Origin of the sequence: Paenibacillus sp. GM2 (assembly GCF_900069005.2) — a bacterium.
Classification (GTDB): Bacteria; Bacillota; Bacilli; order Paenibacillales; family Paenibacillaceae; genus Fontibacillus.
On sequence record NZ_LN831279.1, the window covers coordinates 1,856,552 to 1,872,196 of the forward strand.

At 43.5% G+C, this 15,645-nt stretch carries 14 protein-coding genes and 1 other annotated feature; of the genes, 4 read left to right on the plus strand and 10 right to left on the minus strand.

Annotated features, from left to right (window positions below; genetic code table 11):
• Positions 1-784 precede the first annotated feature (784 nt).
• Together BN1360_RS18155 and tyrS are read right to left on the minus strand one after the other, a co-directional pair.
• A complete protein-coding gene (locus tag BN1360_RS18155; protein ID WP_068781253.1) occupies positions 785-1,489 on the minus strand; it encodes a protein rep in 705 nt (234 codons plus the stop codon).
• 48 nt (positions 1,490-1,537) lie between these two features.
• A complete protein-coding gene (gene tyrS, locus BN1360_RS18160) occupies positions 1,538-2,800 on the minus strand; it encodes a tyrosine--tRNA ligase (protein WP_068781494.1) in 1,263 nt (420 codons plus the stop codon).
• 71 nt (positions 2,801-2,871) lie between these two features.
• Positions 2,872-3,094 (minus strand) — a binding site (T-box leader).
• Between the two features lie 591 nt (positions 3,095-3,685).
• Between tyrS and BN1360_RS18165 the strand changes: the two genes are divergently transcribed.
• From BN1360_RS18165 to BN1360_RS18175, 3 genes are read left to right on the plus strand one after another with little or no spacing between them, the layout of a single operon-like run.
• On the plus strand, positions 3,686-4,780 hold the full coding sequence (locus BN1360_RS18165) for an endospore germination permease (RefSeq protein ID WP_068781254.1): 1,095 nt from the start codon (positions 3,686-3,688) through the stop codon (positions 4,778-4,780).
• The gene (locus BN1360_RS18170) at positions 4,777-6,258 is read left to right on the plus strand and encodes a spore germination protein (RefSeq protein WP_068781255.1); all 1,482 of its coding nucleotides are present in this window, start codon (positions 4,777-4,779) and stop codon (positions 6,256-6,258) included. Before BN1360_RS18165 ends, BN1360_RS18170 begins: the two co-directional genes overlap by 4 nt.
• Positions 6,255-7,415: a Ger(x)C family spore germination protein gene (locus BN1360_RS18175; RefSeq protein WP_068781256.1), complete on the plus strand. Its 1,161-nt coding sequence runs from the start codon at positions 6,255-6,257 to the stop codon at positions 7,413-7,415. The genes BN1360_RS18170 and BN1360_RS18175 overlap by 4 nt, the downstream gene beginning before the upstream one ends.
• Positions 7,416-8,118: 703 nt before the next feature.
• Here BN1360_RS18175 and BN1360_RS18180 read toward each other — a convergent pair.
• Genes BN1360_RS18180 through BN1360_RS18200 form a run of 5 tightly spaced genes read right to left on the minus strand, consistent with a single transcriptional unit; the run spans position 8,119 to position 11,801 of the window.
• Positions 8,119-8,391: an HPr family phosphocarrier protein gene (locus tag BN1360_RS18180; RefSeq protein WP_068781258.1), complete on the minus strand. Its 273-nt coding sequence runs from the start codon at positions 8,389-8,391 to the stop codon at positions 8,119-8,121.
• A gap of 48 nt (positions 8,392-8,439) precedes the next feature.
• Positions 8,440-9,891, minus strand: coding sequence for a glycoside hydrolase family 1 protein (locus BN1360_RS18185; protein ID WP_068781259.1), 1,452 nt, complete (start codon positions 9,889-9,891; stop codon positions 8,440-8,442).
• 6 nt (positions 9,892-9,897) lie between these two features.
• Entirely contained in the window at positions 9,898-11,148 is a 1,251-nt protein-coding gene (locus BN1360_RS18190; RefSeq protein ID WP_229521042.1) for a PTS sugar transporter subunit IIC, read from the minus strand.
• 12 nt (positions 11,149-11,160) lie between these two features.
• Positions 11,161-11,481, minus strand: a complete 321-nt coding sequence (locus tag BN1360_RS18195) for a PTS lactose/cellobiose transporter subunit IIA (protein ID WP_068781260.1) — start codon at positions 11,479-11,481, stop codon at positions 11,161-11,163.
• Positions 11,482-11,483: 2 nt separating this feature from the next.
• Positions 11,484-11,801: a PTS sugar transporter subunit IIB gene (locus BN1360_RS18200; RefSeq protein ID WP_068781261.1), complete on the minus strand. Its 318-nt coding sequence runs from the start codon at positions 11,799-11,801 to the stop codon at positions 11,484-11,486.
• Positions 11,802-12,055: 254 nt separating this feature from the next.
• Here BN1360_RS18200 and BN1360_RS18205 point away from each other — a divergent pair, with 254 nt between their 5' ends.
• Positions 12,056-13,963: a BglG family transcription antiterminator gene (locus BN1360_RS18205; RefSeq protein WP_068781262.1), complete on the plus strand. Its 1,908-nt coding sequence runs from the start codon at positions 12,056-12,058 to the stop codon at positions 13,961-13,963.
• 100 nt (positions 13,964-14,063) lie between these two features.
• Here BN1360_RS18205 and BN1360_RS18210 read toward each other — a convergent pair whose 3' ends face one another.
• The 3 genes from BN1360_RS18210 to BN1360_RS18220 all read right to left on the minus strand — a co-directional run bounded on the left by BN1360_RS18210 (position 14,064) and on the right by BN1360_RS18220 (position 15,579).
• Positions 14,064-14,363: a VOC family protein gene (locus tag BN1360_RS18210; RefSeq protein ID WP_420707936.1), complete on the minus strand. Its 300-nt coding sequence runs from the start codon at positions 14,361-14,363 to the stop codon at positions 14,064-14,066.
• A gap of 3 nt (positions 14,364-14,366) precedes the next feature.
• Complete coding sequence (locus BN1360_RS18215; RefSeq protein ID WP_068781263.1) at positions 14,367-14,927, minus strand: DUF1697 domain-containing protein; 561 nt, start codon at positions 14,925-14,927, stop codon at positions 14,367-14,369.
• A gap of 235 nt (positions 14,928-15,162) precedes the next feature.
• Positions 15,163-15,579 carry a hypothetical protein gene (locus BN1360_RS18220; RefSeq protein WP_068781264.1) on the minus strand — a complete coding sequence of 139 codons (417 nt, stop codon included), beginning with the start codon at positions 15,577-15,579 and terminating at the stop codon, positions 15,163-15,165.
• Positions 15,580-15,645 lie beyond the last annotated feature (66 nt).

Sequence of the window (15,645 nt, forward strand, 5' to 3'; positions counted from 1 at the left end):
AGTCTCCCTTCTTTCTCTCTAGTCTAGCTTCTTAACCCATCCAAATATGAATAATTGATGTATTACAAATAAATGGATGAATCTTGAAGTTGTGGTGCAAGGAAAATTTATGAATTCGTTAATCGATTAACTTTCATCGTCAATATACGCCTAATTTTTTGTTGTGTCAATTTGGTTCAAAGCCTTGTCACATAAGGTGTTTTTGATAATTTCCAGAATCTTATTAACATTTACTTTAAAGGTTTTATTATTTCATCGTAAAGTGCTTTAAACCATTTTCGCTTTCATGGGTTAAAGCACTTTCAGGCAAAAGTGATGCATAACAATTCTGTTATTTGAATAATTATCAATCCCTATATTGGAGAATTATCCATGCACAAGTCCACTGAATTATAGGCGGCACTCTCCTCCTCACTTGAAGAAATCGGCAACGAATGATGGCTGGCTGTTGACTTTGCTTATCGTTATGATGGCTTGAGCTAAAGAAACTTATGACTGCACATTACCCCAAGTTGAGGAATATAGTGGTCATATGCTGTGGGGAGATTAATAAAAAGGAATACTTATGCGCTATGGGGAATAGCTAATCACGTTATCGAGTTACAAAACCCGTTTTACAGAAAAAGTAATATCCATCATTGTTTCTAATATTTTGAATTTCGCTAATTTTTTAAGCGTTCATTTTACTGGTAAAATAAAACAAAATAAACCGATTTTCAGCTGTTAAAACAGTGAAAAATCGGTTTATTTTTTTGCAGAATACACCTTATATTTGTGATGAAAATCATAGATTTGATAGCGTTTTAAGGGATGGCTTTGCATCTTCTCTTAATCCTGGATGCCAATCAAGAATTAACTCGAAGGCATTATTGGCAAATGCATCATATAAATTGTAATCCTGTAATTTATAGACGAATTTTGGTTGTAAGAAATCCATTTGTTCTTTTAACAATCTACTATAACCGATCATTCTTCTTGAGGTAATTGAATCAGCATTTCTTTTTGGCGCTTTATCCAAGTCATTATGTAAGAGGACTAGCCCCTTCTCCATCTTGTCCGTAATGGATGGCTGATCACTCTTATTATTTAATACATTAACATTCAACGATAGATTATAGTCGGGATTCATATCCAGCGCTCTACGCCAATAGGAAGACCATTCACTTAATTTAATATAATATCGCCCTTGAAAATAACCTCGGATCGTTGGCATCAAGATATGAATAACCGGAGATAGTTGTTCTTCTTCCTTTATAATGTCCAGCATTCGGAAGTAACCAAGACTGGCTTGCTTCACTTTCTTGTACTTGAATAACCGATTTAATCCGAGCAGCATCTGATCTAATACTTCATTAATATGCTCCGCAGCTACATGACCGATGCCTAGATCGATGATTAGCCAATTGACTTGTCTGGTTCGATTTACTTCCGATATCAAACGATGATTAATAAATGCTAGCTCCAGTGTTTTTTTCCACGATCCAAGCATTCTTAATCCTCGCCTCCATTCTTAAGGGAAGAGAATAGCTGATGTCAGCTATTCTCCGAGTTTAACGAGGTTGTAGTTCTTCTTGCCCTTACGGATAATAATGAAGCGTCCTTCGAAGGAGTTGTCCACTGTTACATTCATTTCGGTATCCGAAATCTTCTCACCATTCAGAGAAATAGCTCCGCTCGTAATATCTTCGCGTGCTTGACGCTTGGATGGTTCAATTCCCAGATCCACGAGCCAGTCTACGATATTCTTTGCTTCCTTGGAAGCGTGGAATGTTGGCATTTCTTTAAATCCTTGTTCAATTTCATCTGCGGTCAGCGACTTGATATCGCCACTGAACAATGCTTCTGTGATCTTCTTCGCTTGGGCCAGCGCTTCTTCGCCGTGTACAAATTTCGTCATCTCTTCAGCCAACACACGTTGTGCTTCACGTTTATGAGGTTCAGTTTGTACTTTCACTTCAAGAGCATCGATCTCTTCCTTCGTTAAGAAGGTGAAGAATTTCAGGTATCTAATGACATCCCGGTCATCTTGGTTCGCCCAAAACTGGAAGAATTCAAATGGAGTCGTCTTGTTCGGATCGAGCCAGATGGCCCCGCCGGCTGTCTTGCCAAATTTCGTTCCGTCTGCCTTCAGCATCAGTGGAATCGTTAAGCCGAAGGCTTTCGCTTCAGGTCCTTCCTTCTTACGGATCAAATCAAGTCCGCTTGTGATGTTGCCCCATTGGTCAGCACCGCCGATCTGTAATTGCACATCCTCATTCTTAAATAAATGAAGGAAGTCGATCGACTGCAGGATCTGGTACGAGAACTCTGTGAAGGAAATTCCCGAATCGAGACGGCTAGCTACAATATCTTTGGCCAGCATCGTGTTGACGCTAAAGTTCTTCCCAAAGTCACGAAGGAAGTCCAGGATAGTAATATCCTTCGTCCAATCGTAGTTGTTCACCATGCGAAGACCCGTGTCGCCCTCGTTCAGGAAAAGCTTCTTCATTTGTGCAGTCAGAGCATCCACGTTGTTCTGTACCTGATCCATCGTCTGCAATGTACGCTCTGTAGTGCGTCCGCTCGGATCACCGATTGTACCTGTCGCACCGCCGATCAGAATAACGGGACGATGTCCTGCGAGCTGAAATCTTTTCAACATCATAAATGGAATCAAGTGGCCTATATGCATACTGTCACCGGTAGGATCAACACCACAGTACAATGAAATCGATTTTTCGCTTGTTAGTTTACGCAATCCTTCTGCATCTGTCTGTTGATTAATGGCACCGCGCCATTCCAATTCATCGATAATGTTCATCATTGTAGTTCATCTCCCTGGTGAATTTTAAGTTTAGAAAATAAAAAAATCGTCTCCTAGTCTATTGTAGACATAGGGACGATTTATTAACCGTGTTACCACCCACATTGCATCAATGGCGCTGCAGTTCACCATTAATACCACTCGTAGCAATGATATCGATTGCCAGTCCGCTTAGCATTACCTAAGGTACTCCGGAGTGTAATTCGCAAAGTTTTGTATGACCAGGTCGCATCAACCCCTGGCTTTCTGAACAGTGACAAACTTGCTACTTCGCTCTTTCATCGTGCATCCAATATTAGATTACAGCAATCATAGTGCTAATAAATTTCTTTGTCAACACTTTAATTTCATTTTTTTTCAGGGGAATATTCCTGTATCCAAATTATACTGGCCATGATCTGTATTATTTGCATCACTAGAAATAGGTGGCTGGAAAGGAAAAATCGAAGCTTTTGGATACAGTCGCTATACATATTAAATTTCTTATATTTAATGATATTAATGATATTTTCTCTCGCTTATTGTTACATTGCTTAGCTGGGCCATCTTTGTCGACGAAACCTTGATATTACAGCTACTTCCTGTAACGTAGGTTTCTGAAATGACCCTTGAATTAACACCGGTGATCATGGCCACAAAGACAGCTGCCCAAAATCATCCCCGCTAACTGCATAATTAATAAAAATTCGTACTTCAGAAAAAATATTGATCGGATTTACAGACTAAATACGGCCGGAAAGCGGCTATTATTTCTTTATAGACTCGTTAATTTGATCATTCTCTCGTACAGCAATTTGATGCATATTTTGGTGAATAATGCTCAAGCTATATTAAACCAAAGTCGGCTAAATATTGAATTCGATTGCTATGGAGTGAGTTCTTGTGGACAAAACGGGCGGTAAAGTTGGGATTACCCAGGTCATTATGGTCATCATGCTCTTCAACGGATTGCTAAGCCACGTTATCGTTAATCCTATCCTGCTCGATGCTTCCCGCAGGGATTCCTGGATATCGCTACTGTTCACAGGTATTCTCTATGTCCCCTGGTCTGTCCTGATTGTCTATATTATGAGGAAATCCGGGAGACAGCATCTTCAGGAATGGCTTGCAAAGAAGACCCGCCCCTTCTTATCTTGGGTCATGCTGGTTCCTGTCGTTCTGCTGCTATTTATTATCGGAAATATGACAGTGACACAGACTACGGTGTGGACGGTATCTAATTATTTGCCGGCCACTCCACAAACCTTAATTATTATCGGCTTGATTATAGTCTGCCACTATACAGCCAAGCATGGGATTACCGCTATCGCTATCGGTTCAGGTATTCTACTGCCTGCGGTGCTTGTTCTTGGTTACTTTGTGGCGATTGCAAACATGCCGGAGAAGGATTGGTTATTGCTGCTGCCTGTTTTTGAAAATGGCTGGAAGCCTATCGCCAACGGAATGATTTATGCCGGAGGGGCATTAAGCGAGATTTTTCTAATTCTGTTGCTCCAGCATCGTCTAAAGTCAACGATGAAGCCCTGGCAAATCATGCTTCTGGCCTCGCTGCTTGTCTATATCTCGCTGGGTCCATTGGTTGGCGGCATCACCGAATTCGGCCCGACGGAATCCGCGAAGCAGATGGTATCTCCTTATGAGCAGTGGCGGCTAGTGAAGCTAGGAAACTATGTTGAGCATGTTGACTTTCTATCTGTGTTCCAGTGGTTATCCGGAGCGACGATTCGCATCAGCCTGGCTCAGTTCCTAATTGCGGATTTATTTGCACATCGGAATCCCCAATTACGCAATCGGATCATTACGTTAATCACAACGATTTACCTCGTATTGGCGGTTGCTCTCCAAAGATACAATACGTTCTATTTGGGGCTGTTCAAATTGGTTCTTATCACCACACTTATCCTTGCTGTTGTCTTAACCGTCAGTTGGGCGGTCATCGCCCGGTTCGCCAAACCTGCCAAGGAGGAGACATCATGAGCGAACAGCACAACCAAACCTCGGTCTGGACCAAGCAGAAGCTGGCCGATTTGTTCGAGAAGGCCTCCGATGTCCTTCTCCAGTCCTTTCATTTTCAGGACCAGGGGACAACTTGTGAGATTATGCTTATTTATTCCGGGGGACTTTGTGACGGTGCGCAAATTGTGCATACGGTGATTCCGGAGCTGAACCAAATGTTCAAGGGCGATCACTTTCAGAACTTGCTAGAGGACAAGGCTGTTGGCGCTCTGCCATTGATTCCTTTCAGCAAGGAGGTGTCCGAGGAAGAGATCGTTGACTCCATCTTTGAGGGCGATCTGCTGATCTCCTTTACGGATAGTAATGATCTGTTCAAGCTGAATATCAGCAACCTGCCGGAACGTTCTCCGGAAGAATCCAGTACCGAGATTTCCATTAAAGGGCCGAAGGATGGATTTGTTGAGGCATACGCCACAAACATCGCTCTGGTTCGCAAGCGGATCCGCAGCACCTCGTTGTGCTGCGAGACGCTTATGGTGGGAAGACGAACAAGAACAAAGATCGCTTTGATGTATATAGACGATATTATTTCACCGAAAATTCTGAAAGAAGTTAAGCACCGAATCGTTAAGATTGGTGTCGATGGACTCTTCAGCGTCAATCAGCTTGAGGAAGCTCTATCCGATGTGAAATACCCGATTTTCCCGTTACTGGACACCACGGGCAGACCCGATTATGCCGTAAATGCTCTTCTTGCCGGAAGATTTGTCATCATTGTAGACGGGAACCCGCTCGCTCTCATTGGTCCCGCCACCTTCGGACTTATCTTGAAATCACCTGAGGATGTTCATTTTGGTTTTCAATATGTCTCCTTTGTCAGATTAATCCGACTGTTCAGCTTTTGGATGTCGATTCTCTTGCCTGGCCTGTGGGTCGCCCTGACCGCATTCCATCAGGACCAGATTCCGTTCCAGCTGATGGCAACCATCGCCTCTTCGCGCCAGGGGCTCCCTTTCTCTGCACAGTTGGAGATGTTCATTCTGCTGCTCCTATTAGAGATTTTCCGCGAAGCAGGTGTACGGCTCCCTACCTCAATTGGACAGACATTGACGGTGATTGGGGCGCTCGTTATCGGAGATGCGGCGATCCGGGCGGGATTGGTCTCTCCTTCTGTCGTTGTGGTTGGATCGATTACAGCGGTGATGGGAGTCACACTGGTCAATCAATCGTTGAGTTCCATCGTCAGCGTGCTGCGTTTTGTAATCTTCCTGATCTGCTCTTTTGTCGGGATGTACGGGCTTATTCTATCGATGCTGCTGCTCTTGTTCTATATGTCCAGGCTCAAGTCATTTGGCATCCCTTATCTCATGCCGATATCCCCACTTAATTTCAAGGACCTGTTAAAGAGCTATTTGCGGCTTCCCTGGAGCAAGATGCGCAGTCGTCCAGCCGGGCTGGAACCGATCGACCCAGATCATCAGCAGGAAGATGCGCAATGAGTACGGTTAGATGCAAGCTCCTGCTGCTGGCGAGTGTGATTCCTATTTTTTTGCTAACGTCCTGCTGGAACTCCAAGGATATTCAGAACATGGCCTATGTAACCGCGATAGGGTTTGATTATAAAGATGGAAAATATGTTACGTATGTTCAGGTGCTTAATTTCGCCAACGTAGCCAAGTCCGAGACCAATTTGTCGGGAAAAAACGTGCCTACCTGGATTGGCAAAGGAGAAGGTTCGACGGTAACCCAGTCCCTCAACTCGATCTATTCAACAGCTCAGCTCAGGGTGTTCTGGGGACATGTGAAGGCCATCGTCTTTAGTGATGAGTTTCTTAAGGATGGAGAACGAATTCGATCCTCATACGATTTCGTCAATCGTTATCGGGAAATTCGATATAACATTCCTGTATACGGAACCCGGGAGTCGATGCGGGATATTTTCGCAATGAAATCGAATTTGAACATTTCTCCGCTTCAGACATTAATGGAATCTCCCGAGATGACTTATTCGCAGCGGTCAAGCATCATGCCACTACACGGTTATAAGCTCGTAGCTCTTATTAATGAGCCTGCGGGGGCTCCGCTTCTTCCTTCACTAGCGATTGATCATCAAGCATGGACGGAAGACACAGATCAGAAGCCAATGTTCAAAATTGATGGCGCTTATTTCTTCAAGGGTACTGTGGCCAAAGACTGGTTCTCCGAAGATGATCTGCAAGGCTACCGCTGGATGCAAAAGAAATTGCAGCGCTCGATCATCGACATTCCGAATGATATCGAACCTGAAGCGGCGATTGTACTTGAGAATCCCAAAAGCGAGGTTCATCATGTTGTCCGGAATGGGCACGTCAATTTCACGATCAAATTGAAACTGAACGCTTACGTAGATGAACTCCGGCGTAATCTTAAGAAGCAGGAAATCGAGCAAATGGCCGCTCAGGCCATCGAAAAGCAGATTAGACATACCTTTATGAAGGGAGTAGCCCGCAAAGTTGATATCTTCAACCTTACCGAGTGCCTGTATCGTGAAAATCCGAAGAAATGGCGGGAGTTGGAATCGGAAGGCGGGTTTATGATCGACAAAGAATCGCTAGTGAACGTCAAGGTCCATGTAAAGCTGCAGCATAGCGGAAAATATAAGCTAAGAGTAGATTAAAAAGACCTATGAAAGAGCATTCGGTTTGTCTGCCAGGCTAGTATACACCTGCGGACCATACTTGAATGCTCTTTCTAATTTCGAACGATCACGTTTACCCCATAAGGTGTTCATTTGTTGAACCCGCCTTGTGATCTGTTCCGCCTCATCGGCCTCTACGAGACTAGGTACGCACTCTAACGAGCCGTGTACCTTGCTCCCCACTCTAACGAAACTGGGTATCGTTATTTCTAGCTATATTCCCTTGCTTCGCACTCTAGCGAAACAGTGTGTCGTTATTTAGCCAATTGCCTTGCTCCCCACTCTAACGAGCCGTATACCTTGCTCCCCACTCTAACGAAACTGGGGATCGTTATTTAGCTATATTTGCCTTGCTTCAGATTCTAACGAAACTGGGGATCGTTATTTGGCCCAAAAAGCCATGTTCACACCCTTTCTCGAACGAATAGCGATCTGTAGTTTCGTTAGATTTTTTTTCGTCTCAATTATGGCCAAATAACGTGTCCCAGTTTCGTTAGCGAATGAGACCGCCACCACACCAGTGAATATGGAGCACCAGCGAATAACGAGCTGTCCAAGCATCAGAGATCTGTTACTAGGGAGTAAACAGGCCTCTTTACAATCACAACAAGGATGATCTCCTCGCTGATAGCAGGCTTTCGGCAGCGGCAATCCCTCACCGCGATGCACCCGGCCTTTGATCTTACCTGTAAACGATGCCTAACCCTTCTTGGGAGAAAACATCGTCAAAGGCTGCCAATAAATCGGACGCGTCTTCCCCTTCCGTAATGAACGTAACAAGGTCACCCGACTCAAGTCCCAGGGAAAGCACACCAAGGATGGATTTCATCGTAACCTTACGGTTGTTGGCTTCTGCGAACACCTCGGATTTGAACTTATTTGCCGTATTGACCAGCGCTGTGGCCGGGCGGGCATGGATCCCGTCTTCATCGGTAATCTTATAGGTTTTCTGCATTAAAGTTCACTCCTATCCTGATGGATCTATCTAAAATGACGGATCAATCTAAATTTCTGAGCCATTGGTCGCGATGACCTGCTTATACCAATGAAAACTATCCTTCCGGATGCGCTCTCCGCTTCCTTTGCCTTCATCGTCCAGATCGACGTATATGAATCCGTAACGCTTGGACATCTGCTGCGAAGAACAGCTGACAATATCAATCGGCCCCCAGGCACAATAGGCAATCACCTCAGCGCCATCATAGATTGCGCGGCCAACCTGCTCGATATGCCTGCTCAAATAGGAGATGCGATAATCATCATGAACGGTACCGTCTTCAAGCTGGTCATGCATCCCGAACCCGTTCTCGGCAATGATGATGGGTTTTTGATAACGGTCCCAGTATTGAGAGAGCGTATGGTACAATCCTTGCGGATCGATATTCCAGCCCCATGGACTGGCCTCCAAATGGGGATTATTCGTCGTCGAGTCCGGTTTATTCGTATTTTGGGTCGAATCTACCATTTGGGAGAAGTAGTAGGAGATGGCCATATAATCCATCGTGTTTTCTCTTAAAAGCTGCAGCTCCGCTTCAGTGACATCTAATGTATAATCGTTCTCCCGGAAGTAATTGAGCGCGTATTTTGGATACTCGCCGCGCAGCTGCACATCCGTAAAGAAATATTGCATACGGTTATGCTGTAGGGCCAGTACAATATCATCCGGTTTGCATGAATAAGGATAAACCGTGCCGTCAGCTATCATCGTGCCGATTTGCAGATCGAAATTTAAACCCTTCGCGTAGTTTCGAATTTTGGCAGAAGCAACCATCTGATTGTGAACCGCTTGGTATTCAGCTTCTTCAATCGGAACATATTGATCACTGCAGATCCCCAAAGACAAGAACGGTTCAACTTGTATCATGTTAATTTGGTTAATTACGATCCAATACTTAACCCGATCACCAAAACGATCCAATAACACTTTGCCGTAACGTTCAAACATATCGATGACCGCTTTATTCTTCCACCCGCCATATTCCAGCGTGATGTTAATTGGAGTTTCATAATGCAGCATCGTGATGATAGGTTCGATTCCGAGGGACTTCATTTTGTCGATCATCTTGCCATAATGCTTTAAAGCCGCTTCATTAGGCTCGGCTTCGTCCCCCTTCGGGAATACCCTGGACCAATCGATCGAAGTTCTGAAGGTTTTGAAGCCCATTTCAGCCAGCAGTTCTAAATCGCTTTCATAATGATGATAGAAATCAATACCGAAGCGTTTTGGAAAATAGCTCGTCTCATCCTGAAGATTCTTCCTCACTTCTTCCAAGGTCATGCCTTGCATTTCCAAACGTTGTATTTCCAGGTTCGACAAGCCTTTCAGATAGGGCTGTACATCGGATGAATTGGGCAGCTTCCCGTCCTCCATATATGCACCGTCCGCTTGGCTGGCAGCAATAGCACCGCCCCATAAGAAATTTTGCGGGAAATTCGGATAGTCATTCTTTCGCATATGTTTTTAGTCCTCCTCGTCCAATAATTCCAAATCCTGCTTCACGGCCTGCTTATCATAAATCTTGAAGAACGGATAGTAGATCACCCAGCTGATCGCAAACAATACCAGTAAGAAAATAAGTCCACGAATCGACTCCGTGACAATCCAGCTCAGAATCGGCACCGGCATATACCAGAGCTGGAACGGCTTATGCGGGATCGGCACTAGCCCCATTTTCATCACGATCCAGGTTAGCACGGGCCCAACGATCCCATTGATCCACATCGGTACCATCAATATGGGGTTAAATGCAATTGGCGCACCAAACACTACCGGTTCATTAATATTGAAAATAGCGGGGATCAAGGAAGCTTTGCCGATCATTTTCAGCCGCTGTGACTTCGCCATGAAGGCCAGCATAATCACCAGCGCTAATGTAGCCCCACCTCCGCCGATCAGAAATATCATGCCTGTCTCATTCGTGAAAATGTTGGTCACAGCACGGCCCGCCTCATAATTGGACTGATTCTCGGCGATTCCGGGCAGAGCGATAGCATTCATAATCGGATACATCACCCAACTCGATATTCCAAACGTGTAGAGAAAGGCGAATCCAAGGAAGCAGGTGATTACGAGTCCCCAGAACCCTTGTCCCAGATTGATGAGCGGATAAAAGATGGAATTCACGATGTCGTACAAGTTGATATTTAATTCAAAGGTGAATAACCAGCCAATCAGAATGATTAAAGTAATCGGTATTAATGTATTAAACCAGGTGGCTACAAAGTCCGGAATAGCGGAGTCCTCGCCAATGATTTTCCATTTGGCAAATAAATTCATAATCATGCCTACAAATAGTCCGGCAATCAGAGCGGCAATCATGCCCGGCGTACCAAAGGAGTTGAGATCAAAGCTAATCCTCCCCTCTTCGGTGATCATAGGGAACACCAAGATCATAAAGAATGCCAGACCGGCAAGCCCGGCTTGTTTGGAAATCCCTTTATGACCTTTATTGTTCATCACAGCTTCCGGAATTAAATACGCCAGAAACAGCGAGAACAAACCAAACGAGAAGGTACTAAGCAGTGAGAAATCGGGAAAGCCCTTCCAATAATCTTTGACAATAGACAAAATGGTGGCGAATGAACCGATGAATACCATTGGCATCGCGGCTAACATCGAGCTTTGGACAGATGCAACCCATGGGTTCTTTGCAAATGCATTCACCTTTGGCGCAAAAACATCTGTCATCCATGACATCAACTTATCCAGCATTTTGGCCCCTCCCTACAGTCTCTTATATAACTTGATTATTTCCCGCATGACATTCATTTCGGATTTAACAGTCATTAACGTATCCTGGGCATGACCAAATAACGGCGAGAACGGGAATTCGACTCCTTCTGCTTCTTTTTGTAACGTCTTGGTTTGTGCTTTATGGGCAATGGTGATTTCGTTATTGGCTTCTGCCATAAGTTTGTCTGCTTCGTCAAACTCTCCTTTTGAGGCTTTATCCACGGCTTGAAATACACAGTCGCGGGACTTGCCGGCATGCATGATCACTTCCATGGATATTAAGGCAAGTTCCTCCAAGGTCACTTTCTCCATGCTTACTTACCGCCTTCCAAATATGGTTTGGCCACATTGACTAACCCTTGGCCATCCAGCGAACCATATACTTTTTGTGGAATGACGCCGTATTTAACGCCTGCTGCTTCACATGCGTCCTTTACATCTTCAATCATGTACTTCAAATGAGGTGCAACGAGCAACAAATCAATCGTACTCAAATTCTCTGCAAGCTCCGCTTCGCTTTTAGCTTTAAACTCAATCTCTTCGCCTGTTTTTTTAACAGCCTTTCGCGCAGCCGCAGCCATAAAACCGGATGATGCCCCAGCGCCACAAACTAACAAGACTTTTTTTGTCATGATGTTTGACCTCCTTTTGATTTACAAGCTCAGTATGGCACATGCCGAAATCCTAAACTAATAATATAATTTCCTACCCCCAGGAAAGCCTGGAATCAATTCAACCCAAGCGGGTTACTACTATAAGAAAGGTTCTTGTGAAAACAAAAAAATTTCCTGAGGGTAGGAAACTTTTAGAAACTGAGTATTTTCAAATCTACTTTATACTAATAGTAGGGATAAGTTTCGTCCAAAAGGATCAGGAGGGTTAGAGGGTGAAGAGTTCCAAAATAACAGCTTTTCTCAACTACCTGGAAGCCCGGAATGACTGGGTGACCGCCGCTTCCTTAGCGAATCATTTTAAGGTTTCTACCCGAACCATCCGTAACTATGTAAGAACAATTAACAGCGATACGACAAGGATTGCATCCAATTCCAACGGATATAAATTAATAACACAGAATAATCAGAAGACCGTGCCTGCTCTTCAATCTCAGGATACCCCTTCGAAACGAATGAACATGGTTCTGAAGGAGTTAATTGTAAACACCGAAGGACTCGATATTTTCGATTTAAGCGACAAGATTTTTGTCAGTACCTCCACCATTGAGAATGATATTCTAAGCGCTAATCATTTGCTTGTCCTGTTTCAATTAAAAGTGAAGCGCAAAGGCGATCGACTGATCCTGATCGGAGCGGAAACGGAAAAGCGAAAGTTAATGAGCCACATTATCACCCAGGAGACTTCTCCGCAATTTTTGAGTACGGTTAAAGTTCAGGAAATGTTTGAGGGGTATGATATCGTTCGCTTAAAATATATCGTTACCAGTACCCTAGAAAAGTATAATTTGCTCATCAATGAATATAAGATCAACAGTATCCTTTTACACTTGGTTATCACGATGGACCGCATCAAAAGCAACAAATCCATTGAGCATAATCAGGCAAAGGACATGAAAAGCAGCCTGGAGATGAACGCTGCTATCGATATTGCCCGGATGATTGGAGACGAATTTGGGATTGAGTTTAATGAAGCCGAAAGAAGCTATCTTATGATTCTCCTGTCCGGCAAAACGACACTGCTGAATTATCAAACCTTAACTTTAGATACGTTAACCAACTTTGTGGACAAGCATTATATCGAGCTTGTGCAAACGTTGCTGGAGAAGGTTTATGAATCTTATTTTATCGATCTCTCCGATGATGAATTCATCGTTAAATTTACGCTGCATATTCGCAACTTAATATTTAGAGCGAAGAACAAGCAGTGGTCCAAAAATCCGTTAACGTATACTTTTAAAGACACCTATCCCCTAATACACGAAATATCAGTCTTTATCTCAAACGAATTGCAGCAAATGGAGAATATTACGATGGTTGAGGATGAGATCGCTTATATTTCCTTTCATATCGGCTCCTTTTTCGAGCGAAAAAAAGAACTGGAAAGCAAGCTATTATGCGCTGTGGTCTGCCCCAATTACTACGGTATGCAATTAAATCTGGTTCAAAAAATAGAAGCTAAATTCAAGGATGTCATGGAGATTATGCAAGTCACCTCAGAAATTGACAACTTGCAGCATAACAACAAAATTGATTTTATTATTACGACGCTTCCCGTGAAGTCGCCGCAAATTCCCACGATTTTTGTTCACCCGTTTATTACGAAGGAAGATTACGAGCAGATTCAAACGCTGATGGTTAAATTAAGCGAGCGGAAAAATATTTTGAACGTGAAAAATTATCTTGAGATGTTTTTTGACGAAGAGCTGTTCCTGAGAAACATTTATTTGGATAGCGCGGAAGACTATATTAAATTTATGTCCCAGAAGCTGTACGAGAAGCATTATGTCAAAGAAGATTATTACGATTCTGTATTGGAACGAGAGAAAATGTCATCAACAGCCTTTAACAACAATGTGGCGGTGCCTCACTCTTTAAAGATGGATGCCTATCGAACGGGAACATGCATCATTATTAATGAGAAGCCGGTAAAGTGGGGAGAAGAAAAAGTCCAAATCATCACGATGATTGCAATCAATAAAACACAAAGACAACTGTTTAGCCATGTATTTGAGAGTTTTATCAATACGCTCTCAGAATGGGAAAACATTAAAAAATTAACCAAAGCCACAAATTATCAAGATTTTGTAGATGAATTCAGCTATCTAATGAACCAAATATAAAATCCAACAACTCGCTCCAACATAGCGATTAGCAGCTTTATCTCTCACGGAAGAGGGCTATATCTTCCTCGGATATAGCCCTCTTCCCCTGCCGCAATGCTTATCCCTTTTCTGCTACGGCAAAGTAATTTTCTTCATTATCCGCAAAGTTGAAGACTCTGCCGGTCGGGAGCTCCACAATTTCTCCAACTTTCACATTTTTATTTCTCAGATCACAATATAACTCATCGAATTTCTCAGTGAAGTACATAAGAGAAGGCGTTCCCAGATTCATGTCCGGGTTCATCTTGGCAACGAGCGCTTTACTATGAAGGACTATGCTGGTTGCTGCACCTTTTGGCGCGATTTCGATCCAGCTCATTGGACCCTGAGTTACTTCCGCGATAACCCAATTTTTGATCGCTTATACTTCCATAGATTTTGCTAAGTCACGGAGCTTGTTCATTGTTTTCCAATTGCGCACGGTTGAAGGTACAATCATCTTGGCAAGTTGATTGGCCAGCTTGGAATTACGAACGCCTTCACGGAGCAATAAATAAACTTCCCGACCTTGAACATGATATTCATCAATCTCCGAAGCAAATGCTTTAAGCCGTTCGATTCTGTCTGGAGCAGGTGCATCGAGCAGCATAGCGACATAAAAAGTCTCCACCTGGGCTGATGCCTGCGCTTCGGTGAGTACTTCCGCAGAGAATGGACAGCTTTCAATCATTTGATCCAGCTCTTCAGAGGTTCGGATGATAACGGTGACTGAAATAGAAAAAACCTTCTCGATTTCATGTTCTATCCGCTCGCGTAATGAATCTGCATCCTGCTCCGCTTCAAACAGCACATTGCCGCTTTGAATGTACGTTTGTACTCGTTCGAAGCCCATCGATTGGAACATACTTTTCAATTCAGCCATCTTGATTTTATGATGTCCACCTACGTTGATTCCCCTCAATAACGCAGTGTAAATGGCCATTAAGTCACCTCTCTGTTTGTTATTTATGAACCTTATATAGGCATTTGTCATATGCGAAGACAAGATATCCAAATTTATGTATAAAGGAATATTGCAACAAAACGAGGATCTACAGCACGGAGAAACCCTGGTATCAGAAAAATAAAGCTAAGCAAACAAACGATGTAAGCCCCGTCCTTCCTTAGGCGGAGACTTACATCGTGAATAAAAAGCCGCGATTTCCATGACCTCTTATTTAATTGGCATCAGCTATTGCTTCCAGTTGTTGAATGGTATCTACATGGATCCATCCTCTTTCCCAACCACGCTCTTTTTGCAGGCGATCTTTGATGGTATCCTTCACTGCATTCTTATGCCAGGCCTGAACGACCATATCCCCTGTTCTGAGCTTCTTATCCCGTCCATGGTACTTATAATTTGCCTTAAACACTAACATATCGTCAGGACTTTCCTCAAAACTGCTTACTGTCTTGCCATCTTTGGATAGTCTTAGACCAAGAACCTTGTCGAATACCGATTGGGCAACTTCGATTTGATGATTGAGGAATTCGTTATCTGAAGCGTCTTTATGCTCACTCTGTAATTTAAGCAAATATTCCTGGACACCCTGTTTGATCAATGCTGCTTCTTCGCTTTTTAATTTTTCGTGCATACGTACACGCTCCTTATTCCTATTTATTTAACAGATGAACAGAAGAACCTTTGAACTTGGGTTCAC

Coding starts and splice junctions, on each gene's coding strand:
- BN1360_RS18155 (WP_068781253.1), bottom strand. CDS start 1,489: ATGCTTGGATCGTGGAAAAAAACACTGGAGCTAGCATTTATTAATCAT.
- tyrS (WP_068781494.1), bottom strand. CDS start 2,800: ATGAACATTATCGATGAATTGGAATGGCGCGGTGCCATTAATCAACAG.
- BN1360_RS18170 (WP_068781255.1), top strand. CDS start 4,777: ATGAGCGAACAGCACAACCAAACCTCGGTCTGGACCAAGCAGAAGCTG.
- BN1360_RS18175 (WP_068781256.1), top strand. CDS start 6,255: ATGAGTACGGTTAGATGCAAGCTCCTGCTGCTGGCGAGTGTGATTCCT.
- BN1360_RS18180 (WP_068781258.1), bottom strand. CDS start 8,391: ATGCAGAAAACCTATAAGATTACCGATGAAGACGGGATCCATGCCCGC.
- BN1360_RS18185 (WP_068781259.1), bottom strand. CDS start 9,891: ATGCGAAAGAATGACTATCCGAATTTCCCGCAAAATTTCTTATGGGGC.
- BN1360_RS18190 (WP_229521042.1), bottom strand. CDS start 11,148: ATGCTGGATAAGTTGATGTCATGGATGACAGATGTTTTTGCGCCAAAG.
- BN1360_RS18195 (WP_068781260.1), bottom strand. CDS start 11,481: ATGGAGAAAGTGACCTTGGAGGAACTTGCCTTAATATCCATGGAAGTG.
- BN1360_RS18200 (WP_068781261.1), bottom strand. CDS start 11,801: ATGACAAAAAAAGTCTTGTTAGTTTGTGGCGCTGGGGCATCATCCGGT.
- BN1360_RS18215 (WP_068781263.1), bottom strand. CDS start 14,927: ATGGCCATTTACACTGCGTTATTGAGGGGAATCAACGTAGGTGGACAT.
- BN1360_RS18220 (WP_068781264.1), bottom strand. CDS start 15,579: ATGCACGAAAAATTAAAAAGCGAAGAAGCAGCATTGATCAAACAGGGT.